Here is a 24,110-nt window from a genome sequence, read left to right on the forward strand (position 1 = left end):
TCCGACGGCGGGATGTTCAGCCGAGCAGGCCAGGAACCACCAGCAGGGCCGTGGGGAGGGCCAGCAGGAGAACGCAACCGGTCAGCACCAGGCTGCGCACGGCGCCCGGCAGCTGGGGCTGCGGCGACAGCAGCCGGCTGACCCGCGAAGCGGTGGTCCGCGCTGAATCCGACGCCAGGACGCCATTTCCGGGGTCCAGCCCGGCCAGGGCCGCCGTGGAGGAAGCCGGAGTGAGCTCGGACCCGGCACCCTGCGCCGAACCGCTGGCAACAATGGCAATGGCCTTGATCAGGGTGGCTTTGCTTTCGCTCTTGAGGGCGACGTCGTCCGCAAGCATCTCAATCAGGGAGTTGACGGACTCCTGGGCCAGCCGGGTGGTGGGGAGCCAGGGCAGGGCCTGCCGCCAGGCCGCAAAGGCCCACAGGAGCAGGTGGTGCCGCTGACTGAGATGGGCGTTCTCGTGGATCAGGACGGCCCGCAGCTCGGCCGGCTCCAGGGCGGCCATCAATCCGTCCGACAATACGGTCACCGAGCGGGCGCCGCCGGGCAGGCAATAGGCCACAGGGGAGTCGTGACTGATGACCAGGGTCGCGGCGTCCTGCCCTGAGGGGGAGGCCAGCAGGGCCAGCAGTTCCCGGTGGCGCCGGCGCTGCCGCTCAATCTTGTAGTACGTGAGCAGCAGGGTGAAGACCAGGTGGGCCGTGAGCAGTGCGGCCGCTGACAAAGCGAAGATGTGCCAGAATCCCAGGGCCGTGGTGGGCGCGTTGAAGAACACCATCGCGGCCAGTGCCCGGAGCCCGGCGATCAGGTTGTCGCCGATCGGTTCGAGCCCGTAGACCAGCATGGCCCCGATCATGGAGAGCCCGCCGGCGAGGGCGATCGCCTGCCAGAGAAGCATGGCCGTGAACGGGGAGCGCGCGGGCCACTGTGCGCGCGACAGGAGGATGGGTACCGGCCAGGCCAGTATTACCGCCAGGACCGCCAGCAGGTACGAGGCCCAGAACATGGTTGGCTAGAGGTGGCCAAGCAGTTTGCGCAGTGTTTCGGCTTCACCTTCGGATACGGAGCCAATGAAGCGTGCCAGCACGGCTTCGCGGTCCGGAGCCGAGCCCAGGACTTCATGCATGAGCTCCGCGGTGTGCTCGGCACGGCTGGAGACGGCCTGGTAGCGGTGCGGCCGGGTGCCGCGTTCACGCTCCACCAGCCCCTTCTTTTCCAGCCGGGACAGCACCGTGAGCACGGTGGTGACGGCAAGTTCCTTGCCTTCGTGCGCGGAACCGCCCTGCCCTGCGGACGTGCGGGCCAGCTGGTCCCGCAGGGTGTTCGCCGTAGCAGCTTCCTGGCCCGCCCAGAGCAGATCCATTACTGCCCGTTCCAGTTCACCAAGACTAGCCATCGCACTCTTCCTTTGTTTCCCCGCACCGTGCGCCCTGCTGGCGCCGGTGACTGCACGCGGTTTCTTCAACTACACCTATAAATCTACCCCGAACCGGCGCTACTTTCTACGTTGAGTAGAACAGTGTGGCGTGGCGCACGGTTGGCTTTCGCAGCGCGAGGCGCGCGTGTTTACAGCGCTCCGGCGTTGTTCTACACTCGGTAGAAGTTAGAGTTCTACGAAACGTAGAAAAGTGCATCTGCTCACAGTAGGGACTGCCTTGGACGCCTTGGAAATCGCACGCTGGCAATTCGGTATCACCACGGTCTACCACTTCATGATGGTCCCGCTGACCATTGGCCTGGGCCTGGTAGTGGCCATCATCCAGACCGTCTGGCACCGCACCGGCAAGCCGGAGTACCTGCGCATGACCAAGTTCTGGGGCAAGCTGTTCCTCATCAACTTCATCATGGGCGTGGCCACCGGCATCGTGCAGGAATTCCAGTTCGGCATGGCCTGGAGCGAATACAGCCGCTTCGTCGGCGACGTCTTCGGGGCCCCGCTGGCCCTCGAAGCCCTCCTGGCCTTCTTCGTCGAATCCACCTTCCTGGGACTGTGGATCTTCGGCTGGAAGCAGCTCAAGCCCGCCATCCACCTGGCCTGCCTGTGGATCGCCGTGGTTGGCTCCGTGTTCTCCGCCTACTTCATCATCGTGGCCAACAGTTGGATGCAGCACCCCGTGGGCGTGGAAATGGTGGACGGCCGGCCGGTCATGACCGATGCCTGGGCTGTCTTCACCAACAACACCGCGCTGGTGGCCGTGCCGCACACCCTCTTCGGCGCCCTGGCTGTGGCCGGCGGCTTCCTGCTCGGCATTGCCTGGTACCACCTCTGGCGCAGGCGGCGCGACGGCGTCGACACCGTGGGTGCCGGCGGCAAGGTCATCCCGGGGGAGTCCACAACCATCCCCGGCCGCGACCGCGCAGACCACACGGTCTGGATCCGGTCCCTGCGCATCGGCGCCGTGGTGGCCATGATCTCCTTCGCCGGCACCGCCCTCACCGGCGACCTCCAGGGCAAGCTCATGTTCGAACAGCAGCCCATGAAGATGGCGGCAGCGGAGGCGGCCTGCCACGACGGCACCGGCTTCTCCGTCCTGAGCATCGGCAACCTCGGCTCCCAGGACTGCGATGACATTGTGGCCCTGATCGAAGTGCCCGGCATCCTCTCCTACCTTGCCAAGGGTGACTTCACCACCGAGGTCAAGGGCGTCAACACCCTGCTCCCCGAGTACCAGGCCAACTACGGCACCCACCTGCCGGACAACCCCATCTACGGCGAACGTGCCGGCCAGGAAATCGACTACCTGCCGGTCATGGAAGTCACCTACTGGGGCTTCCGCATGATGATCGGCTTCGGCGGACTCGCGGCCCTGGCAGCCCTCGTGGCTCTGTGGCTCACCCGCAGCGGCACCGTGCCCTCGTCACCGTGGCTCATGCGGCTTGCGGTCATGGGCATCATGGCCCCCTTCGGCGCCAACGCGGCCGGCTGGATCTTCACCGAGATGGGCCGTCAGCCGTTCGTGGTTGCCCCCAACCCTGATCCCAACGGCATCGACCAGGTGTTCATGTTCACCGCGGCAGCAGTCTCCCCGGGCGTCTCGGCCGGGGAACTGCTGGCCTCGCTCATCACCCTGACCGCTGTGTACGCCGTCCTGCTGGTGGTGGAGGTGAAGCTGCTGGTCAAGTACATCCGCGGCGGCGTGGTCTCCGCCATGCCGGAGCTCGCGCACGTCCCGGCGGACGAAAACGAGGACGCCACCCCGGGCCCCGGCGGACCGGGCAGCGCCAAACCCGCTGACGACGTCCTGGCCTTCGCCTACTAGCCGCAGCCGAACACAAAGCAGAGGAAACGAACTATGGAACTGCTGCCGACCATCTGGTTCATCGCCATCGCGGTGCTGTGGACCGGCTACCTCTTCCTCGAGGGCTTCGACCTGGGCGTGGGAATGCTGATGAAGGCCTTCGCCCGGAACAACACCGAACGCCGCGTGCTCCTGAACACCATCGGGCCGGTCTGGGACGGCAACGAGGTCTGGCTCCTCACGGCCGGCGGTGCCACGTTCGCAGCTTTCCCGCTCTGGTACGCCTCCCTGTTCTCCGCTCTCTACCTGCCGCTGCTGGTGGTCCTGGTGGCCCTGATCTTCCGTGCGGTGGCCTTCGAATACCGCGGCAAGGTGGACACAGACCGCTGGCGGGCCCGGTGGGACTGGGCCATCGCCCTGGGATCCTTCTTCGCCGCCTTCGGCGTCGGCGCCGCCCTGGCCCTGACCACCACCGGACTGCCCCTGAACGCGAACGGCGACCGTGAGGGCGGCCCCTTCGCCTGGTTCAGCGGCTACGCGCTCCTGGGCGGGCTCGCAGTGGTGTGCTTCTCGCTGGTCCACGCCCTCGCGTTCCTTGCGCTGAAGACCGACGGCGAGGTCAGGCACCGCGCCCGGCAGTGGTTCGTCCGGCTGCTGCCGGTCCTGCTCCTGCCCATTGCGGCCTGGGCGCTCAACATCCAGTTCCTGGACGGAAAACCGTGGACCTGGGCAGCGGTCCTGCTCGCCGTCACAGCCGCCGCCGCGGCATGGCTGCTGGCCCGCTCCGGAGCCGAAGGCAAGGCGTTCCTGGCGCTCGGCGTGTTCCTGGTGCTCGGAACGGCATCCATCTTCGGCGCGGTGTTTCCCGTGGTCCTGCCGTCCACCCTGGACGGGGCCTTCGACCTCACCATTTCAAACGCCTCTTCATCGGACTACACTCTGGGCCTTATGAGCATCGTCGCCGCGTTCGGCCTGCCCTTGGTGATTGCCTACCAGGCCTGGACCTACTGGGTGTTCCGCCGCCGGGTCAGCGCCGCGTCCATCCCGGAGGCCCACAGCTTCCTGCCGGCAGTCGCCGCCAGGGCGTTCACCACGAAAGGCTGACGTGCGGCCAACGTTCCCCGCCGGTCCCGCCACCCGCTCCGCCCTCTACTGGCTCGGGCTCCTGGCAGCGCTCAAGGCGCTGTCGCTGGTCCTGATCGGCCAGGCCGTGGCTTCCGCGCTGGCGGGGCTGGCCGCAGGGGAACCGGACTGGGCCGGGCAGATGATCCCGGGGCTGGCCGGCGTGGTCCTGCGCTCGCTCACTGTGTGGGGGCAGGCCGTTGCTGCCCGCCGGGCCGCCCTGGGCATCAAGGAGGAACTGCGGTCCGGGCTGCTCGAACGGGCACTGCGGAACGGTACCCGGGGCACCGGTCCGGCGGACGGGGGCCTGGCGGTGTTGGCCACCCGGGGACTGGACGCGCTGGACAGCTACTACACCCAGTTCCTGCCTGCCCTGGTGAACTGCGCCGCCATCCCGCTGCTGCTGGGCGCCCGGATTCTCTTTGCCGACTGGGTCAGCGCCGTGGTGATCGTCCTCACCGTGCCGCTGGTGCCGCTCTTCATGGTGCTGATCGGCCGGTACACCGAGGACAAGGTGCGCGAGGCGCAGTCCGCGCTGGCCCGGCTCTCGGCCCACATGCTGGAGCTGGCCAAGGGACTGCCGGTGCTGGTGGGGCTGGGGCGCGCGTCCGCCCAGCGCAGGGCACTGGAGGAGATTTCCGAGGAGTACCGGTTCCGGACCATGGGTACCCTGCGGACGGCCTTCATGTCCGCCCTGGCCCTGGAGCTGATCGCCACCATTTCCGTTGCCGTCGTGGCGGTGTTCATCGGCGTGCGGCTGGTGCACGGCGACATGCCGCTCGAGGCCGGGCTGCTGGCGCTGATCCTCGCCCCGGACTGCTATCTTCCGCTGCGTGAACTGGGTACCGCCCACCATGCCAGCGATGACGGCCGCGTGGCGCTCGCAGAGGTGACGGCCGTGACCGAGGCACCTGAGCCCCGGCCGCTTGCTGCCGTGCGGGCAGGACGGCCGGGCGCCCCCATTACAGTCTCCGCGCTCACTGTCACCTTCGGCGGAAGGTCCCGGGCCGCCGTCGGACCGCTCAGCTTCGAGGCGCCGCAGAGCCGAATCACCGCCCTGGGCGGGCCCAGCGGCGCGGGAAAGAGCACCGTCCTGGGTGTCCTGGCCGGGACCATCGGCGACGGCGGCGGCACGTCCGTCACCGGTTCCGTCAAAGGCCTGGACCGTACCGCGGTGGCCTGGGTCCCGCAGCATCCTGTGATGGTGGCCGACACCGTTATGGACGAGGTGCTGCTCTACCTGTCCGCCCACGCCCGGAATTCGCGGGACCGGGCGCTGACAGTGGATGTTGCCAGGTCCTGCCTGGTGCGGGCCGCGGCGGGGCACCTGGCCGCTAAACACCCCGCTGAGCTGAGCCCAGGCGAATTGCGCAGGGTTGCCCTGGCCCGCGGGCTGGCCCGGATCGAGGCAGGCGCCGCGGTCCTGCTGCTCGATGAACCCACTGCGCACCTCGACGACGAGTCGGCTCTGGCGGTGGAGGATGCCATCCGCAGGCTGCGGGGCCAGGTCACGGTGATCCTGGTGGCGCACAATGACCGTACCCGCGCCCTCGCGGACCACCTGGTCCCTGTAGGCGGCACAGTCCCGGACGTGCCGGCAGCAGGGGACCCGGGCCGGCAACCGCTGCCCGCTACCCGCGGTTCCGGCGGCGATGCCACCCTGATTGCACCCGCCGGATCCCGTTGCGGACCGGCCGGACCCGGCCCCCGCGCCCGGGAAGTCAGTACAGGCGGGCAGCGGCGGGCGCCCGTCCGGCTCCTGGCAGCACTGCTGGCGCCGGTACAGGGCAAGTTCGGCGGCGCGGCCGCGGTGGGCACGCTGGCGGCGGTCTGCGCCGTCGCCCTGTCCGGACTCTCCGGCTGGCTGATCATCCGGGCCAGCGAGCAGCCGCCCATCCTGTACCTGCTCTCAGCCATCGTGGGTGTCCGGTTCTTCGGCATCGGCCGTGCCGTGTTCCGGTACTGGGAGCGGCTGCTCCTGCACGACGCCGTGTTCGCGGCCCTCACCAGGCTCCGGGGCCGGCTGTGGGAGTCGCTGAGCCGCCGGGCACTGGCACTCCGCCGCCTGCTGCAGGGCGGCAACGTGCTGGGAACGGTGATTGACGACGTCGACACCATCCGTGACCTGCTTCCCCGCGTGGTCCTGCCGCCGGTAACCGCCGTGGCTGTGTCCGTGCTCGCGCTGGCCGCCACCTGGCTGCTGGTGCCGTCCGCGCTGCCTGCCGTCATCGCTGCCGCCCTTGCCAGCCTGGTGCTCGCCCCGGCGGTTGCCCTGTGGGGCGACCGGAAGTCGGCTACGGCAGAGCAGCTTCTGCGCTCCGGCGTGCTGCGCCGCATTTCAGCGGCACTGGACGCCCGCGCGGAACTCCATGCCAACGGCGTGGCGCCCCTGGTCCTGGAGGACCTGCAACGGCAGGACGCCAACGCCACCGTGGCGTCCCGGCGATCCGCCTGGGCGGACGGGCTGGGCCACGCTGTCACGACGGCCGCCTGCTGTGCCGCTGCCCTCGCGGCCGCCTGGCTCGCCGCCCCGGCCGTGTTCGATGGCCGGATAGCGCCGGCAACCGCGGCGGTGGTGGTCCTGCTCCTCCTCGCGCTGGTGGAACCCTACGCAGCCACGACGACGGCGGTACGCCAGTTCCCGGCGCTGCGGACAGTCCTGCAGCGAGTGGAGGAATCCGGCGCGCTGGCAGCCCTGGACCCGGCCGCGGACGATTCCGACGGGCTCCACGCGGTGCCGGCCCGCACCGGAAACCGTCCCGGCGTCGAACTGGACAACCTCGCCGCCGCATGGCCGGGCGGCAGGCCTGTATTCACGGGCGTCAATGCCGTTGCCGAACCGGGGCGCTGGCTCGCCGTCACAGGTCCCTCGGGGTCCGGGAAATCGACCCTGCTCTCGGTCCTGTTGGGATTCCTCCCTGCGGCGGCGGGCGAGGCACGCGTGACGGGCCGGGCCGCGTGGTGCCCCCAGGAGGCACACCTCTTCGACTCGACCATCCGCGGCAACCTGCTGCTGGGACGCCCCGCGGAGCGCAGCGGGGCCGGCATGGAGGCAGAGATGGGCGCCGTCATCCGGGCCGTGGGTTTGACCAGCCTCATGGAGCGGCTGCCCTACGGCCTGGATACCCGGATCGGCCCCGGCGGCGCGTTCCTCAGCGGGGGAGAGCGCCAGCGCCTCGCCGTGGCGCGGACCCTGATGACGGGGGCGGAAGTGATCCTCCTGGACGAGCCCACCGCACACCTCGATGCCGGGTCCGCCCGCCATATGCTGGCAGACCTGCGGCACGGGCTGCGCGGCCGCACGGTGGTGCTGGTGACGCATAACCCGGCCGATATCCAGCCGGAAGATGCCCGGCTCGTCCTGCGCGCGGCGCCGGACGACGAAGACGCCCTGGTGGCTTCGCGAAGGGGAGCAAACGCAGGAAACGCTTAGCCGTCCACGTCGTGGAGGTGATGGACGGCGTCGTGCAGGAAGTACTGGGCGAGCGTCAGGACGGTGAACTCGGAGCCGTTGCTGCGGAGCCCTTTCCTGCCCCACTCCGATTCCCGGACGCCGGCGAACGACTCGGCCACCTGCTTGCCCTCGGCCGCGAGTTCGGCACTGACCACCGCGGGGTCCGCGTTGGCGTAATCCTTCTCGATGGCCGTCCGGTCCTGGTCCCAGTTCTCGAACCGGGCCTCGTCCGATTCGAGCATGAGGTTCAGCCGCTGGTCGAACAGGCTGAAGACGTCCCGGACGTGGCAAGCGTACTCCAGCGCCGACCAGGTGTGGTCATTCGGTCGCTCCGCCGCATCGGGCCGCCGTAGCACCGCCCGCCACCGAGGCAGCATGCTCGCAATGGTCCCGGGGACCGTTGACGGCGTGGCGGTGGAGGCGTCAAAGGCGCATTCCGGGCAGGGACGCGTCAGGACCCAGGTCCAGTCCTTTTCATCAGGAACGATAGGCATGGCAGCAGTCTAGGCGGGATCTGGCCATGCCATCGCAGGACCCACGGCTTCCACCGGCTGGGACAGCGGCACGCCCGAGCCGTCGCGCCGGCCGTGCTCCTGCGGCAGGGACCTGGCCACACCCGCCGCGGAGGACGCCTTTGCCGGGCCATGGCCGGCCCACGCGAGCAGCAGCGTGTCCTCGCCCTTCAGGAACCGGTGCGCCCGGACGCCGGCGGTAGCACGCCCCTTGGCAGGGTACTCCGAGAAAGCCGTCACCTTGGCGGTGCCGGAAGCGGTGCCCGGCAGGGCGCCGTTGCTGCCGGCAATGGTGACCACGACGGCGGCCCCGTCTTTGGGCTGCACCGCACCGAAGAAGATCACGCGGTCGTCCGCACCCAGCTTGATGCCGGTCATGCCGCCCGCCGTGCGGCCCTGGGGCCGGACGTTGGCTGCCGGGAATTTCAGCAGCTGTGCCTGGCTAGTGAGGAACACCAGTTCGGCGTCGTCAGCCCCGGCGGGTGCCACGCCCACCACGAAGTCCTTGTCCTTCAGGGCGATGACTTCCCAGTCCTCGCGGTTGAGCGGGTAGTCGGGCTGGACCCGCTTCACCACGCCCTGGGCGGTGCCGATGGCCAGGACCTCGTCCAGCGGGGCAAACGCCACCAGGGTTTCGCCCTTGACCAGGGTGAGGAAGTCCTTGGCCGGCACGCCGCCGGCGAGGTTGGGCAGTCCTGACATGGCCGCGAGGACGGGCATGTCCATCACCTGCAGGCGCAGCATCCGCCCCTGGGAGGTGACGGCCGCGATTTCACCGCGGGCCGACGTCTTCACAACGGAGGTGAACACGTCGTGCTTGCTCCGCGGCCCCGCCTCCGCCAGCGGCTCCTGGTTGCTGGTGCGGCCGATTTGGCCTGAGGCGGTGAGGATGGCCCAGCAGGGATCGTCAGCGATCTCCAGGGCCAGCGGTGCGGGCTTGCCCTTCTTGCCGTTGGCCCCGGACAGTTCGGCGGCGACCGTAGGGGACACGGCTTCCGATTCCAGCAGGACGGTGCGCCGCGGGGTGCCGTGCTGTTCGGCAATCCCGCCCAGTTCGTCGGACACCACACCGCGGAGCAGTTCCTCGGAGCCGAGGATGGCCTCCAGTTCCTCGATCTCGCGGCGCAGCTCCTCCTGCTCCTTCTCCAGCTCGATCCGTGAGTACTTGGTGAGCTGGCGGAGCCGCAGCTCCAGGATGTAGTTCGCCTGGACTTCCGAGAGGTCGTAGATGGACATCAGGCGGGCGCGCGCGGCGGCTGCCTCGTCCGAGGACCGGATGATCTGGATGACCTCATCGATGTCCACGATGGCGATGAGGAGGCCCTCCACCAGGTGCAGGCGGTCCTTCTTCTTGCCCAGCCGGAACACGGTCCGGCGCCGCACCACGTCAATCCGGTGGTTCACGTACACCCGCAGCAGGTCCACCAGGCCGAGCGTCTGCGGCTGGCCGTCCACCAGGGTGACGTTGTTGATGCCGAACGAGTCCTCCATCGGCGAGTACCGGTACAGCTGCTGCAGGACCGCGTTGGGGTTGAAGCCGTTCTTCAGCTCGATGACCAGGCGCAGGCCGTGCTTGCGGTCGGTAAGGTCCACGATGTCGCTGATGCCGGTCAGCTTCTTGGCGTTGACGGCGTCCTTGATCTTTTCGATCACCTTCTCCGGGCCCACCATGTAGGGGAGCTCGGTGACCACCAGTCCGGTGCGGCGTGCGGAGAGCTGTTCAACCTCGACCTTGGCGCGGGTCTTGAATGAGCCGCGTCCGGTGGCGTAGGCGTCGCGGATGCCGTCCAGTCCAACAATCCGGCCACCGCTGGGCAGGTCCGGGCCCGGCACGAAGCGCATGATGTCATCCAGCGTGGCGTCCGGGTGGGCGATGAGGTGCCGGGCGGCGGAGATGACCTCCACCAGGTTGTGCGGTGCCATGTTGGTGGCCATGCCGACGGCGATGCCGGTAGCGCCGTTGACCAGCAGGTTGGGGAACGCCGCCGGCAGCACATCGGGCTGGGTCAGCTGGTTGTCGTAGTTGGGGACGAAGTCCACCACGTCTTCGTCGAGGTGGTCGGTGAGCGTGAGGGCGGCGGCAGCAAGCCTGGCCTCCGTATACCGCGGAGCCGCCGGGCCGTCGTCGAGCGAGCCGAAGTTGCCGTGCCCGTCGATCAGCGGCAGCCGGAGCGAGAAGTCCTGCGCCATGCGCACCATGGCGTCGTAAATGGCGGTATCGCCGTGCGGGTGCAGCTTGCCCATCACCTCGCCCACCACGCGGGCGCTCTTGACGTGGCCGCGGTCCGGGCGCAGGCCCATGTCGCTCATCATGTACAGGATGCGGCGCTGTACCGGCTTCAGCCCGTCGCGGGCATCGGGGAGCGCGCGGGAGTAGATGACGGAATAGGCGTACTCCAGGAAGGAACCCTCCATTTCGGAGGTCACATCGATATCCACGATGTTCTCCGTGTAGGGGGTGGTGTCCACGGGAGGGGCTGAACTTTGGCGGCGGGCCATGGGGGTTGGTGAATCCTTCTGGGGGTTACTGTGCAGCTTTCCGGAGTGCTCCGGAAGTTTTTGGCTAGGCTAAGCCTATGGTGGATCAGCCCGGGGACGGCGAATATCCGGAACATTGGGAAGCCGATGTCGTCCTGCGCGACGGCGGAACAGCGCACCTGCGCCCCATCCATCCCTCGGATGCCGATGCGGTCCAGGCGTTCCATATGCGCCAGTCCCAGGATTCAATTTACATGCGGTTCTTCGCCTTCAAGGCCCGGCTGTCCAGCAAGGAGCTCAAACGCTTCACGGAGGTGGACTACAAGGACCGGGTGGCGTTCGTCATCACCAGCCGCGGGGAAATCATCGGAATCGGCCGCTACGACCGGCTGGATGATCCCGCGGAGGCGGAGGTCGCGTTCAACATCGCCGACGCGCACCAGGGCAGGGGACTGGGCTCCATCCTGCTGGAACACCTCGCCGCTGCCGCGCACGAAAACGGGATCCGCCGGTTCACTGCCGAGGTGCTCCCGGAGAACCGCAAGATGCTGATGGTCTTCTCCGACGCGGGCTATGACGTCAAACGGCATTTCGACGACGGCGTGGTCAGCCTTGAGTTCAACATCGACCCCACGGAGAAATCCCGGGCCGTCATGGAGTCCCGCGAGCACCGCGCGGAGGCGAGGAGCGTGCGCGACCTGCTGACGCCGACGTCCGTTGCCGTCATTGGTGCCAGCCGCAAATGGGGGACGGTGGGCTACCAGCTGCTCGAGCACATCATCGAAGGCAAGTACCCGGGGCCGGTCTACGCCATCAACCCCGAGGCCTTCGAACTGGCCGGCATGCTGTCCTACGGCAGCCTGTCCGAGGTGCCGGATCCGGTTCACCTGGCCGTCGTTGCGGTGCCCTACGAGGAAGTTCCGGGGGTTGTGGCCGACTGCGCTGCGGCGGGGGTGAAGGGCCTGGTGATTGCCTCGGCAGGTTTCGCGGACGACGGCGAACGCGGCCTCCAGCGGCAGCGGGACCTGGTGCGGCAGGCGCGGGCGAACGGGATGCGCGTCATTGGCCCGGCCTCGCTCGGGATCGTGAACACGCACCCGGACGTCTCGCTCAACGCGTCGATGGCGCCCACACTGGCCCTGCGCGGCAGCCTCGGCCTCTTCAGCCAGTCCGCCGCCATCGGCGTCTCGCTCTACGCCGCGTCCAGCCGGCGCCGGCTGGGCCTGTCCACGTTCCTCTCCGCGGGAAACAGGGCGGACGTCTCCGGCAACGACATGATGCAGTACTGGGAGGACGACGCCGATACCTCCGCCGTCGGCCTCTACCTGGAATCCATCGGCAACCCGCGCAAGTTCTCGCGGCTCGCCCGGCGGCTGGCCCGGACCAAACCGGTGATCGTGGCCAAATCGGACACCATGGGCCTGCGGCTTCCCCCGGGCCACGCCGTGCGCACAACCCAGGCCCCGGTGGGGGCACTGGATGCCATGCTGCGCCAGTCCGGCGTCATTAGGGTGGAGACCATCGAGCAGCTGGTGGACGTGGCGCAGGTTGTATCCGGCCAACCGCTTCCCGCCGGCCCGGGCATCGCCATCTTCAGCAACTCGCAGGCGCTGGGCAAAGTGGTGGCGGACAGCGCCACCGACCAGGGGCTTAGCGTCGGGCAGCTGGTGGCCGGGGTTGATCTCGACGCCGGACGGTCCGTTGCCCTGCCGGCCCTGCGCGCGGAGCTGCTGAAGGCGCTGGAATCGGAGGCCGTGCACGCGGTGGTGGCTGCGCTCCTGCCCGCGCGGGGACTCACGGTGGACAGCATCGCCGAAGTGCTGGCCGAATGCTCGGCTGCCGCCGGGAAGCCCGTGGTGGCGGCGTTCACCGGCATCCTGGACCCCTCCGTCTACGTCGAGGGCATGGTGGGGTCGCTTGACCACACCGTCCCGTGCTACTCGAACCCCGGCGCCGCGGTGGCTGCGCTCGCGGCCGTGGTGCGGTATGCGGAGTGGGTATCGCGGGACCACGGACATTTCGTGGAACCCGCCGGCTGCGACCCGCAGCAGGCACGCGCCGAGATCGAGGTCCTCCTGCGGGATGTCCGCGGTGAGCAGCTGAAGCAGCTGGACCCCGCAGCGGCAGCGTCCCTGCTGGGCCACTACGGCATCCGGCTGCTCCCGTCCGTGGGCTTCGATACCCCGGAGCAGGCCGTCGAAGCGGCTGACGCACTGGGCTGGCCCGTCGCTTTGAAAACCACCGCTCCCGCGCTGCGGCACCGGCTCGACCTGGGCGGAGTACGGCTCGACATCCAGGACCCGGAGTCTCTTCGCCAGAACGTCCTCCAGATGCGCCGGGCGCTCGCCGCCTACGGCGACCCGGCACTGGAGGTGCAGTCCATGGCGCCTGTGGGCCAGGCGTGCACGTTCAGGGCCATCGAGGACCCGCTGCTGGGTCCGGTGGTCTCGTTCGGGCTGGCCGGTGACGCCACCAGCCTGCTCGACGACTGGGCGCACCGGGTGCCGCCCCTGTCCGCCGCCGACGTGCACGACTTCATCCGCGCGCCCCGGGCTGCCCGGAAGCTGTTCGCCTACCAGGGACTGCCGGCCGTCGACGTTGAAGCGCTGGAGGACCTGGCCGGCAGGCTGGCCTGGATGAAGGACAACCACCCCGAGATCGCACTGGTGGAATTCAATCCCGTGTTGTGCGGCACGTCGGGCGCCACCATCCTTGCCGCGGACGTCCGGATCGGCAACGCCGCCCAGCGGACCGACAGCGCACGCCGGGCCATGCTGGGCTGAGCCCGCGCGTGCGGGACCGGCGCGGTTCGCAATGTGTATGGCCGATCTGTGAAAATAGGGGTCATGAGCTCACAGCCTCCCGCGTCGGCGCCCGAAACGCCCGGCAATGACAACCAGGCCGTCCGCCACCACAGCTCACACAGCCACGGTGCCCAGGGCCAGAGCCTGGACGACGCCCTGCAGAAGGCCGGCTTCTACCCCCGCCTGGTGGCCGACGTCGTGGACGATGCCCTGGACGGACGCGATTGCGTAGCCCACCTGGTGCACCTGGAAACCCACTTCGACCGTGCCGAGGTCCGCCGCCACATCACCGTCCTGGTCCTGACCTCGGACATGCTGGTGATCACGCATGTCGACGACCAGCAGCTGGACGATGCCGGCGAGCAGATCGTCGCCCAGATCTCCACCGAATCAGTGCCTGTGGCGCAGATCCGCTCCGTGGTCCTCAGCTACATGTACTCCCAGCCGCAGAACTACAAGCCCTCCGACCCCGTCCGCGAACTCACGCTGTCCATCGCCTGGTCCGGCGGCCAGCGGCTGGACATGGGCCCTGCCAGCTGCGGGGATCCCCAGTGCGAAGCGGACCACGGCTACACCGGCACCATCGCCCAGGAGGACATTGTCCTGCGGATCAGTGCCGAGGCCGACGGCCTGCAGGCGGTGCAGGACGCCAAGCTGTTCGCCCGTGCCCTGCGTGCAGTGAATACCGGCTCCAGCGCCCCGGCACCCCATGTGCAGTCGCTCCCGCCACGCCCGCGCGCCGGTGTCTTTGGCACCCGGCTCAGCCGCGGCCACCAGCAGCGCTGATGCCCGAAGACCGGAACCAGACTGTCAGTACCCCTCTTGCCCCCGCAGGCCAGGCGCAGGGCCTGCCTTCCGCCCCCGCCTACGGCCGGCGCTCGGTCGCCGAAGTCCTCACCAGCGCCGCGGCCAGCCTCGGCGTCGACGGCTTCACGAACACGCTCGGCCTGCCGTCGGCCCAGCGCGTCTGCGTGGTCCTGGCCGACGGCCTGGGGCGGAGCCTGCTGAAGCAGAAAACAGCGCACACCCCCTTCCTGCGGTCGGTGATCCAGGCCGGGCAGGGCGACGTTCCCGTGTGGCTCGATTCGACTTTCCCCTCCACCACGGCAGCGGCACTGTCGAGCTTCGGGACGGGGCTGCCGCCCGGCCAGCACGGCATGGTGGGCTACGACGTGCTCGATCCGGAGCAGGACAAGGTGGTCAACCTGTTGGGCAACTGGGACCCCGGTGTGGACCCCGAGTCCTGGCAGCCGTTCCCCACGGTGCTGGAGCGCGCCGCCGGCGAAGTAGACGTCACCACCATTAGCCTGCCGCAATTCGGTGACTCTCCCATGACCCGCGCCGCCCTCCGCGGCGGCCGGTTCGTGTCCGGAACCACCTCCCACGCCCGCACGGCCGCAGCCGCCGAAGCCATGGCCGGCTCCGACCGGTCATTGATGTACTTCTACCTGAACGAGCTGGACAAGGCAGGGCACCGCTACGGCTGCGGCTCCGAGCAGTGGGAGCACCAGATCGAGGAACTGGACGCGACCGTGAAGCGGCTCAGTCTGTCCCTTCCGGCCGGCACCACCATCCTCCTCACGGCCGATCACGGGATGCTGGATGTGCCGGAGCAGCACCGCATCGACTTCTCCGCGGACCCCCAACTGGTGGACGGTGTCCGGCACACGGCGGGCGAGCCCCGGATGGTGCACCTGTACCTCGAAGAGGGCGCAGACCGGGACCGCCTGCTGGCAGCCTGGCGTGCCCGCTTCCGCGGCAGGATCTGGGCTTTCACCCGGGAGGACGCGCTGTCCGCCGGCCTCTTCGGCCCGGTGCGTCCCGCCGTCGAAGGCAGGATCGGCGACGTCATGATTGCCGCGCGGGACAGCCTGGCCCTGTACGACACGCGGCGCAGCCGCCCCGCCGCCATGGAGGTGGTGGGCCAGCACGGCTCGCTGACGAAGGCCGAACGTGAGGTGCCGCTGCTGTGTTTCACCGCCGGCGGCAAGGGCGCGCGCCGTGGCTGAGCTCGTCTTTTTCTCCGGCACCATGGACAGCGGCAAGTCCACCCTGGCATTGCAGATGGATCACAACCACCGCGCCAGGGGGCGGGGCGGGGTCCGGTTCAGCCGCAACGACCGCGCCGGTGAATCCCGCATCTCCAGCCGCCTCGGCCTCCAGACGGATGCGGTGGAAGTAGGGGACGGCACCGACTTCTGGGAGGAAGTCATGCGCCGGCGCACCCAGGGGCAGCGTGTGGACTACCTGATTTGCGACGAAGCGCAATTCTACTCGCCGGAGCAGGTGGAACAGCTCGCCAAGGTGGTTGACGAGATCGACGTCGACGTCTTCGCCTTCGGCATTACGGCCGACTTCCGCACCCGCCTGTTTCCCGGCTCCCAGCGGCTCATCGAACTGGCGGACCGGGTGCAGGTGCTCCAGGTCGAGGCCTTGTGCTGGTGCGGCCGGCGCGCCACGCACAACGCCAGGACGGTCGACGGCGTCATGGTCACCGAGGGTGCCCAGGTGGTGGTGGGTGATGTTGACATGGCCATGGACCCGTCAGCCACTGTGGAAAGCGGTCATGTCCCGGTAGTGGGTTACGAGACACTGTGCCGGCGGCACTACATGCGGCGCGTTACAGCCCATGGGGCCAACCTGATGGCCGAACAGGACCAGTTGCTGCCGTTCGACGTGGATGCCTGCCTGTGGCGTGGAACGGGTGGAACAGGCGCTGGAATGAAACCGGGGACCGGGGCATAAAGCCCGCCCGGGAATTGTCGGACCCTCCTGCCATGCTTTTGGGTATGGACGGCACGGCGCAGGGCGCAGAGGGCAGGGACGCGATTCTCGCTGCCGTTGCGTCGGTGGCCGGGTTCGCTGACGAGCTTGCCGGCGTCGTTGCGGGTGCTTCGCCTGCCGCTTCCGCTGACTCACGTCTGGGCGATGGTGTTGATCCCTTGCGCCGGTTCGCTGATGACTGCCTGGATGGGCTGGCATTGATTAGCAGGATCGAGGCGGCCACCGCGGCTGTGAAGGTGCGGTTGGTGGCCGGGCACGTGGAGGCTGCGGCTGCGTTGGCGGACCCGGACCCGAGCCCGCAATGGGTTACCGGGCAGCAGATGGCCGTGGTCGCCGAGGTCGCCTGCGTCCTGACCATCGGCGAACGCGCAGCAAGTTCATTGCTTGATGCCGCGCACGCATTGACCAGTTCGTTGCCTGCGGCGCTGGATGCGCTGCAGGCCGGGACGGTGTCGTGGCAGAACGCCCAGGTCCTGGTGGACGAGGCCGCGGGCCTGGACGCCGCTGGCGCGGCAGCCCTCGAAGCGCACTTCCTCACGCCTGATGCGGCTGGTCCTGACGCACTTGGGGCCGGGCCCGGGGGTGTGGCGGGGGAGTTGCCGCCGGCGAGGTTGCGGCGGAAGGTGCGGTCTTGGCGGGAACGCCACCACCCGGAATCGATCGAAACCCGGCATACCCGGGGTGTGGCCCAGCGGCGGATGGAGTATTCTCCGGACCGCGACGGGATGGGCTGGGTCTCGCTGTTGCTGCCCGCCGAGCAGGCCAACGCGGCATGGAACCGGACCAGGGCATTGGCCCGCGGCCTCCAGGGCCCGGATGAGCCGCGCACCCTTTCCCAACTGATGGCGGATATCGGGGCTGCGGCGCTCCTGGGCGCCGGGAGCAGTGTTGCGCCGGGCGCCGGGGCAGCGGCCGGCCTGGCAGAGGTCCCGTCCCCGGCGGCGCAGGTGCTCGTCACCGTGCCGGTGTTGTCGCTGCTGGGGGTCACTGACGAGCCCGCGGTGCTGGATGGTCATGGCCCGGTTCCGGCGTCGATGGCCCGGCAACTCGTGGCCGAGGGGGCGGCGTCGTTCTATCGGGTACTGGTGGACCCGCGGGACGGGGCGCCGCTGGAGATCGGCCGAAAGAACTACCGGATACCGGCTGCAATGCGGCGGTGGCTGCGGCTGCGGGACGGCAAGTGCCCGTTCCCCGGCTGCAGCAACGCCTCGCTCGACAACGAAGCCGACCACCTGCTCGCCTGGCATCACGGCGGGACCACCGGCCTCAGGAACCTGGGACAGCTCTGCCCAAAACATCACCGGATGAAACACGGCAGCGGCTGGGAACCCACCCCCGCAAGCAAGGACCGCCCGCCGGGCTGGACCTCCCCGGCAGGCCGCACCTACAACAGCGAACCCCAGGACTGGGAACCACCACACCTGCCAGCCGGACTCCTGGCCGGGCAAGTCCTGCCTGGGGAAAAACGCTCAAAAGGTCAGCTGCCTGCAGAGCTGCCGGCGGAGTGGAGCTATCTCGAACACGTGCTGGTGGAGAGCCTGTCCTAGTTAGGTCCTCAGTCGCCGCGGGTGCCGAAAACGATCTCGTCCCAGGACGGGACACTGGACCGCTTCGGCCTGGACGGCTGGCGTTCAGGTGCCTCCGTCTCGGGCAGTTGGCCCGTGGCGGGTGTGGAGTCGTCGTGCCGCGGTGCCCTGCGCCGAGGATTTCCGCCCAGCAATTCGTTCAGGCCGACATTAGGAGATGCAGCGGCCCCACTGGCTGCTGCAGGCTCCGAATCGTCGCCCGTTTGGTCGGTGCCACTCTCGTCGGTACCGGTTGGGGACGCTCCGGCCGAAGCAGTGCCCGAAGGACGGGTGGGGGAGGCAACGATGGTGACTTCGCGGGTGTCTGTGCTGACGCCGTCGTGCAGCCGCAGGGCCTCCTCCACCGGATCGCGGTGCGGCGGGATGAGGCTGAGCCTGGACATCATGGAGGGACGGGCGTCGCGCCGGCGGATAAAGGAATCCCCCTTGGCGGCGGGTGCGTCCTCCATATCGTCCTGCGGCCCGGTCTCCGGCTCCTCCGGTTCCGGGATGACCTCCGACGGACGGGGGTGGGCTGCCGGTACGCCATGGGTCAGCAGCAGCGCGAGGGCGTCGTCGGAATCCTCGTCCACGCCCAGGCGCTGTCCGCGGCGGGAGCGCAGCATGTCGAGCAGCCCGTCAGGGTCCTTGCCCGGACCTTGGGCAGGTCCGGCCTGGTTGCCGTGGCCGGAACGGACGTTGTCCGCATCGGCCTCGAAGTCGAAGGGCCTGTCCGAGACGGCTGAGAGCCGCCGCGCGGGAACGGGACCGTCAAGCGGCTCCAGTTCACTCAGCTGCTGCGCCCACCGGTTGGTGTTTTGCAGGGATTTCCGGACCGGGTTGAAGGTCCACAACGCCGGTGGTTCCTCGCCGATGCCGGCCGTACCGCCGGTCTGGGGTTCGAAGCTGGCCGAGACGGTCCAGGTCCCGTCCTGCCGGCGCCAGGAGTCCCACTCCACTGTTGAAGGATCGATTCCATGCGCGGACAGCCGGTGGGCCACCATATCGTCCAGGGTGGCCGGGCTGTCGCCGAACGCCGCGCGGTACACGTCGTGGCCGGGGGAGGGCGTGGCAACTTCCACCTTGCGGGCCTGCTGGGCCACGTACTCGCGCTCCGCCAGGACCGGCCCCTCATAGCGCTCCACCTTGGCGAGCGGCAGCCCGGACAATTCCGCAACCTCGGCGGCCGTGGCACCGGCACGGATCCGCGCCTGGATGTCCCGGGGGGACATGGGGATGGCAGGCCGGTCGGCGGGCCGCTTTGCCGCTGATCTGCTTGCCGTCCTCAGGGCTTCATCGATCGGCAGCTGGAACATCTCGCCGCCGGCTCCGCTCAACAGGAGGTGCGTCCCGTCGTCGTGCACGCCCACAAGCCGTAGATCCTGCATCCAAATCCTCCACCCTGGCATTACTATCAATCGAAACTCTGCCACCCGGTGTACGTGTTTTGCCTCAAGGGGCCGGGCGTGCCGCGATTTTCCGCCGTATCAGGGGACCGGGGGCCGCAACTGTGGATCAGGGCCGGCGGCGGCAGAGGGGCCGGGAAGTGGTTGCCGGAGCGGCAGCCCTACCTGCGGGTCAGGGCTGCCGTGAGCTGGGCCGGGTGCCGGGTGGAGGTGAGCCAGTAGGGTGTGCTGTCCGCGGGGTCCGTGATGTCGATTTTCACCACGGGATCAATCCAGCCCCGTATGCAAAGGTAGGCAAGGCCATTGAGCCGCGTCCCGCGCTCTGCCGTTGCTTCCTCGCCGCGGAATTCCTTCACGTCACCCACGAACTTGCGCTCGATGGTGGCTCGGCCCACCGTCAGCGTGTCCCCGGTCACCAGGATGGTGGGAGTGGACAGCAACAGGAGCACCGCGATGATGACAAAGAGCACCGCTGCCGCAGTAAAACCGGCGGCCGCGCTGATGGGGGCAAAAACCAGGATTCCGGCGCCCGAAACACCCGCCGCGATGATCCAGATCCACAGGTTGGGCCAAAGCTTTTCCTTGTAGGTCACCGACGCTCCCGTGGACGAAGAATTGGGCACGGGCGAAGGGGAGCTTGATTCGGGCATACGCCAAGCTTTCCACCTTTGCCCCGCTATTTCATCTTGGCGCCGGGTGTCCCGGGTCGGCACTGCACCGGGGGTCATGCTGCCCCTTCCCGTGCCATAAGCGGGACGCCTAGGTTCGGCGCGGGCGCGGGGGTTAGAGTGAGTGACTGTGACTGATCATCCCGCCACACTCGACACTGCCCTCCACGAAGCACCCGCAGCCCCGGGCGCGGACTACCCGGCACCCACCCTGCAGGTCCAGCTGAAGATGCTGGACCCCGGTTTGGCAGCACCTTCCTACGCGCACCCGGGCGACGCCGGCGCTGACCTCCGGGCGCGGGAGGATGTAGTCCTGCAGCCGGGTGAGCGCAAGCTCGTTCCCACCGGAGTGGCCATCTCGCTTCCCTATGGCTTCGTGGCCCTGATCCATCCGCGCTCCGGTCTGGCCACCAAACACGGTCTCACTATCGTCAATTCTCCCGGCACGGTGGACGCCGGCTACCGCGGCGAAATTTCCGTCACCCTGCTCAACACCGACGCAAGCCAGCCCATCGAACTGCGGCGCGGCGATAGAATTGCCCAGATGGTCATCCAGCGCGTCGAGCACGCGCAGTTCGTCCCGGTCGCAGAATTGAGCGAATCCGTACGCGGCACCGGAGGGTTCGGGTCAACCGGCGGATTCACCTTTCCCTAACGCCGGTTTCGTGCCGGCGCAGACGCCGGCGGCCGGCACAAGCACGACGGCGGGGCCTCCCCAGGCCGGACCGGAACTTCACAACTAAGGAGACACCCTGATGGTCTTTGGGCTCGGCAGGAAAGCCAAGAAGGAACAGGCGGCCGAACCGGACGAACCGCTGACGCTCGCGGACGCCGAAGCGGGCAGCACCGGACGCCGTGCCAGCGGCCCTTTCGATGCATCCGAAATCAGCAGCCGCGACGGCTACGTTGACCTCGGGGCGCTCCTGATCACGCCCAGCGAGGGCCTCCAGTTGCGTTTGGAAGTTGAGGAAGCCACCCAGCGGGTGGTGGCCGTCACCATGGACCTCAACGGTTCGAGCCTTCAGCTGCAGGCGTTTGCCGCGCCCAAGACCGAAGAGCTGTGGGAGGAAATCCGCGGCCAGATCGGCCAGTCAGTGGGCGCCCAAGGCGGCCAGGTCGAGGAGGTGCAGGGTGAGTTCGGGACGGAACTCGTCGCCAAGCTTCCCGCCGGCCTGCCCGACGGCAGCCAGGGCTACCGCGTGGCCCGCTTCATCGGCGTCGACGGTCCCCGCTGGTTCCTCCGCGGCGTCCTGGGCGGCGCCGCAGCACTGGACCGTGAGGCGGCCGGACCCCTCGAAGCCCTGTTCAAGAAGGTAGTGGTAGTCCGGGGCGACAGCCCCATGCCGCCCCGTGACCTCCTCCAGCTGCGCCTGCCGAAGGATGCCACTGCCACGCCCCCGCCTGCTGCTCCCGGCCTGCAGGAACCGGAGCGTGGCCCCGAAATCACCCAGATTGGCTGATTCCGTGCAGGACGGAGCATCCAGGGACGGTGGCCGCACCACCCCCCTCAGCCAGTTGCCCGTCAAGGGCCGGGTGCTCTGCCAGGGACGGATCGAGTCCATCACCTACGTCCCGGCGGACCGGAGCGCCGCTTTCAGCGCTATCGTCTCCGAGTCCGGGCCCGGCCGGCAGCGACCTGCAGCGGGGCGGCATCCCCGGCTGCGGGTGGTGTGGCTCGGACGCAGGCGGGTGCCCGGCATCGAAGCCGGCACCGAGCTCCGCCTCGAGGGAATGCTGTCCCGGAGCGAGGGCCTGCCCACCATGTTCAACCCCCGCTACGAGATATTGTCCCGTCAGGAGAACGAATGACCTCGCCCCAGCCCGACCCGTCCTCCGGAGGATCCCGTTCCGGGAACAACGGCCCGGAGCAGGAGCCGGGGACAGCGCAGGAGTCCTCGCCTGTGGCCGGCCTCGCCGCGGAATACGCGGCCAAGGCAGGACTGCACAGGACGCACGACGGCCGGGTGGATGTCCTGCGCAGTGCCGGTGGAGTCCAGGGCATCGCGGAAAGCATCATGCCGGGACTGGTGTTCCTGGTTGCGTTCACCATCACGCAGGACCTTCCGCCGTCGCTGGTTGCCGCGCTAGGCACCGCTGCCGTGTTCACCGTGGTCCGCCTCATCCAGCGCCGGCCCCTGACCCAGGCACTCGCCGGCGTTGTCGGCGTCGGAATTTCCGCCTGGCTGGCCAACACCACCGGAAAGGCCGAGGACTTCTACCTCCCGGGGTTCTTCACCAACGCGGCGTACATCATCGCAATGGTGATCTCCATCCTGGTCAAGTGGCCGGTGGCCGGACTGCTGTTCGGGTTCATCCGGAACGAAGGCCTCGACTGGCGCAAGGACCCGGGCCGGCTCAAGGCCTACCGGCTGGGGACCTGGATCATCGTGGCGGTCCTGGCGCTCCGGCTTCTCGTCCAGGTGCCGCTGTACCTGATGGGCCCGGAAGGCCTTGCCGCACTTGCCACCACCCGCCTCCTGATGGGGGCCCCGCTGTACATCCTGGGCGTCTGGGTGGCCTGGCTGGTGACCCGTCCTGCGCCGGCAAAGGACCTGACGGGCGGGGAACCGGCGCCGAAAGCCTGACGGGCCCCGCGGCCATTAGCCGTCGAAGCCGTCGTCCTCGAGGGCCTGCTGTTCCGCGCGGCCTGCCGGCACCCCTTCTTCCTGATGCTCTTCCTCCATCGAGTCGGCCGCCTCGGGTGAAAGCAGGGCGCGCAGCTGGTCCTCGGCGGCAATGGTTGTCACGAAGAACAGCTCGTCGCCGCCGTCAATAACGTCGTCGCGGCTGGGCGTGATGGGGGCGTGGTCGCGCAGGATTGCCACCAGGGTGGCATCCTCCGGCCAGTCAATCTGCCCCACCGTCCGGCCAATCACGTGCGAATCGTGCGGCACGGTAAATTCGACCAGGGACGACACTCCGGTCTGGAGGGTCAGGAGCCGGACCAGGTCGCCGATTTCCACGGCCTCCTCCACCAGCGCTGTCATGAGCTGCGGCGTGTTGACGGCCACGTCCACGCCCCAGGAATCGTTGAACATCCAGTCGTTCTTCGGGTTGTTCACGCGGCCCACGGTGCGGCCGACGCCGAATTCGGTCTTGGCGAGCAGGGACACCACAAGGTTGACCTTGTCGTCGCCGGTGGCTGACACCACCACGTCCGCCTCTTCCACTTTCGCGCCCTGCAGTGTGCTCAGCTCGCAGGCGTCGCCCACCAGCCAGTGTGCGCCGCGCAGTCCGCTCCGGCCGATCACTTCCGGCTTCAGGTCGATCAGCAAAATTTCGTGCTTATGGGCCAGCAGTTCCCTTGCGATGGATGACCCGACGCTTCCCGCGCCGACAATAACGACTTTCACTGCAACTCCTTGGCGGGGGCTTTGGCCAGGATCTGGGCGACGTGCGCGCTGCGGTCCACCTGCAACATGGCGTGCACCGTGTCGCCGTCCTGGTAGGCGGTTCCCGCATCGGGGAGCATGCCCTCGCCGAAGCGCGTAAGGTATGCCACCCGGACGTCCGCCGCTTTTTCGATGCTGCTGATCCGGTGTCCGATCCAGCCGGTGTCCAGGTCCAGTTCAGCCAGGACCAGGCGTCCGGAGGGCTCACGGAAATCACCCGCCAGGTGCTGCTCGGGAAGGATGCGCCGCAGGACCTGGTCTGCGCTCCAGCGCACCGCGGCCACGGTGGGGATGCCCAGCCGCTGGTAGATTTCCGCCCGCCCGGGGTCGTAGATCCGGGCCACCACGTGCGGGACGTGGAACGTTTCGCGGGCCACCCGGGTGGCGAGGATATTGGAGTTGTCGCCGCTGGACACGGCCGCGAATGCGTAGGCTTCGGCGACGCCGGCCTGCTTGAGGGTGTCACGGTCAAAGCCGACACCGGTGACCTTGCGGCCGGTAAACCCCTGGCGGAGCCGGCGGAAGGCGCGGTCGTCCTGGTCGATGATGGCCACGGAATGCCCGGCGTCCTCCAGCGTATGAGCCAGCGTCGCCCCCACCCGGCCACATCCCATGATCACGAAATGCGCCACCGTATCTCCTCTGTAATCCTGTGCAGGTTGTGCAGCTAGAACTCTACCGCCAGC

20 protein-coding genes are annotated in these 24,110 nt (G+C 68.6%); 12 read left to right on the forward strand and 8 right to left on the reverse strand.

The window, feature by feature from the left end; translation table 11 throughout:
- Nucleotides 1-16: 16 nt before the first annotated feature.
- Nucleotides 17-1,006, reverse strand: coding sequence for a M56 family metallopeptidase (locus tag AC5RT3_RS05510; protein ID WP_494123681.1), 990 nt, complete (start codon nt 1,004-1,006; stop codon nt 17-19).
- 6 nt (nt 1,007-1,012) lie between these two features.
- The gene (locus tag AC5RT3_RS05515) at nt 1,013-1,396 is read right to left on the reverse strand and encodes a BlaI/MecI/CopY family transcriptional regulator (RefSeq protein WP_494011012.1); all 384 of its coding nucleotides are present in this window, start codon (nt 1,394-1,396) and stop codon (nt 1,013-1,015) included.
- A gap of 259 nt (nt 1,397-1,655) precedes the next feature.
- Here AC5RT3_RS05515 and AC5RT3_RS05520 point away from each other — a divergent pair, with 259 nt between their 5' ends.
- Genes AC5RT3_RS05520 through cydD form a run of 3 tightly spaced genes read left to right on the forward strand, consistent with a single transcriptional unit; the run spans nt 1,656 to nt 7,794 of the window.
- On the forward strand, nt 1,656-3,260 hold the full coding sequence (locus tag AC5RT3_RS05520) for a cytochrome ubiquinol oxidase subunit I (RefSeq protein ID WP_494053638.1): 1,605 nt from the start codon (nt 1,656-1,658) through the stop codon (nt 3,258-3,260).
- 33 nt (nt 3,261-3,293) lie between these two features.
- Complete coding sequence (gene cydB, locus AC5RT3_RS05525; RefSeq protein WP_494123682.1) at nt 3,294-4,343, forward strand: cytochrome d ubiquinol oxidase subunit II; 1,050 nt, start codon at nt 3,294-3,296, stop codon at nt 4,341-4,343.
- Nucleotide 4,344: 1 nt separating this feature from the next.
- Nucleotides 4,345-7,794: a thiol reductant ABC exporter subunit CydD gene (gene cydD / locus AC5RT3_RS05530; RefSeq protein ID WP_494123683.1), complete on the forward strand. Its 3,450-nt coding sequence runs from the start codon at nt 4,345-4,347 to the stop codon at nt 7,792-7,794.
- On the opposite strand, the gene AC5RT3_RS05535 is transcribed toward cydD, so the two are convergent.
- Both AC5RT3_RS05535 and AC5RT3_RS05540 read right to left on the reverse strand, forming a co-directional pair.
- Nucleotides 7,791-8,309 carry a DinB family protein gene (locus AC5RT3_RS05535; RefSeq protein ID WP_494123684.1) on the reverse strand — a complete coding sequence of 173 codons (519 nt, stop codon included), beginning with the start codon at nt 8,307-8,309 and terminating at the stop codon, nt 7,791-7,793. The genes cydD and AC5RT3_RS05535 overlap by 4 nt on opposite strands.
- Before the next feature lie 9 nt (nt 8,310-8,318).
- Nucleotides 8,319-10,826, reverse strand: a complete 2,508-nt coding sequence (locus AC5RT3_RS05540) for a DNA gyrase/topoisomerase IV subunit A (RefSeq protein WP_494123685.1) — start codon at nt 10,824-10,826, stop codon at nt 8,319-8,321.
- A 77-nt stretch (nt 10,827-10,903) separates the two neighbouring features.
- On the opposite strand from AC5RT3_RS05540, the gene AC5RT3_RS05545 reads away from it, so the two are divergent.
- From AC5RT3_RS05545 to AC5RT3_RS05565, 5 genes are all read left to right on the forward strand, one after another.
- Complete coding sequence (locus AC5RT3_RS05545) at nt 10,904-13,588, forward strand: bifunctional acetate--CoA ligase family protein/GNAT family N-acetyltransferase (protein ID WP_494123686.1); 2,685 nt, start codon at nt 10,904-10,906, stop codon at nt 13,586-13,588.
- Between the two features lie 63 nt (nt 13,589-13,651).
- On the forward strand, nt 13,652-14,395 hold the full coding sequence (locus AC5RT3_RS05550) for a DUF5998 family protein (RefSeq protein WP_494011018.1): 744 nt from the start codon (nt 13,652-13,654) through the stop codon (nt 14,393-14,395).
- A complete protein-coding gene (locus tag AC5RT3_RS05555; protein WP_494123687.1) occupies nt 14,395-15,618 on the forward strand; it encodes an alkaline phosphatase family protein in 1,224 nt (407 codons plus the stop codon). The genes AC5RT3_RS05550 and AC5RT3_RS05555 overlap by 1 nt, the downstream gene beginning before the upstream one ends.
- Complete coding sequence (locus AC5RT3_RS05560; protein WP_494053619.1) at nt 15,611-16,354, forward strand: thymidine kinase; 744 nt, start codon at nt 15,611-15,613, stop codon at nt 16,352-16,354. Before AC5RT3_RS05555 ends, AC5RT3_RS05560 begins: the two co-directional genes overlap by 8 nt.
- Nucleotides 16,355-16,386: 32 nt before the next feature.
- Nucleotides 16,387-17,940 carry an HNH endonuclease signature motif containing protein gene (locus AC5RT3_RS05565; RefSeq protein WP_494123688.1) on the forward strand — a complete coding sequence of 518 codons (1,554 nt, stop codon included), beginning with the start codon at nt 16,387-16,389 and terminating at the stop codon, nt 17,938-17,940.
- A gap of 8 nt (nt 17,941-17,948) precedes the next feature.
- Here AC5RT3_RS05565 and sepH read toward each other — a convergent pair whose 3' ends face one another.
- Together sepH and AC5RT3_RS05575 are read right to left on the reverse strand one after the other, a co-directional pair.
- Entirely contained in the window at nt 17,949-19,346 is a 1,398-nt protein-coding gene (gene sepH / locus AC5RT3_RS05570; protein WP_494052911.1) for a septation protein SepH, read from the reverse strand.
- Between the two features lie 179 nt (nt 19,347-19,525).
- Nucleotides 19,526-20,014, reverse strand: a complete 489-nt coding sequence (locus tag AC5RT3_RS05575) for a DUF3093 domain-containing protein (protein ID WP_494052912.1) — start codon at nt 20,012-20,014, stop codon at nt 19,526-19,528.
- Between the two features lie 148 nt (nt 20,015-20,162).
- On the opposite strand from AC5RT3_RS05575, the gene dut reads away from it, so the two are divergent.
- The 4 genes from dut to AC5RT3_RS05595 all read left to right on the forward strand — a co-directional run bounded on the left by dut (nt 20,163) and on the right by AC5RT3_RS05595 (nt 22,617).
- Entirely contained in the window at nt 20,163-20,687 is a 525-nt protein-coding gene (gene dut, locus AC5RT3_RS05580; RefSeq protein ID WP_494052913.1) for a dUTP diphosphatase, read from the forward strand.
- Between the two features lie 100 nt (nt 20,688-20,787).
- Nucleotides 20,788-21,492 (forward strand): DUF3710 domain-containing protein, encoded by a 705-nt coding sequence (locus AC5RT3_RS05585; RefSeq protein ID WP_494011024.1) that lies wholly within the window; start codon nt 20,788-20,790, stop codon nt 21,490-21,492.
- 4 nt (nt 21,493-21,496) lie between these two features.
- Nucleotides 21,497-21,841, forward strand: coding sequence for a single stranded DNA-binding domain-containing protein (locus AC5RT3_RS05590; protein WP_494052914.1), 345 nt, complete (start codon nt 21,497-21,499; stop codon nt 21,839-21,841).
- Nucleotides 21,838-22,617 carry a DUF3159 domain-containing protein gene (locus tag AC5RT3_RS05595; protein WP_494052915.1) on the forward strand — a complete coding sequence of 260 codons (780 nt, stop codon included), beginning with the start codon at nt 21,838-21,840 and terminating at the stop codon, nt 22,615-22,617. The genes AC5RT3_RS05590 and AC5RT3_RS05595 overlap by 4 nt, the downstream gene beginning before the upstream one ends.
- A gap of 15 nt (nt 22,618-22,632) precedes the next feature.
- On the opposite strand, the gene AC5RT3_RS05600 is transcribed toward AC5RT3_RS05595, so the two are convergent.
- Nucleotides 22,633-23,385, reverse strand: coding sequence for a potassium channel family protein (locus AC5RT3_RS05600; RefSeq protein WP_494052916.1), 753 nt, complete (start codon nt 23,383-23,385; stop codon nt 22,633-22,635).
- Nucleotides 23,382-24,056 carry a potassium channel family protein gene (locus AC5RT3_RS05605; RefSeq protein WP_494011028.1) on the reverse strand — a complete coding sequence of 225 codons (675 nt, stop codon included), beginning with the start codon at nt 24,054-24,056 and terminating at the stop codon, nt 23,382-23,384. Before AC5RT3_RS05605 ends, AC5RT3_RS05600 begins: the two co-directional genes overlap by 4 nt.
- Nucleotides 24,057-24,110: the final 54 nt, after the last annotated feature.

It is taken from the genome of Arthrobacter sp. Y3221159, from assembly GCF_059089885.1.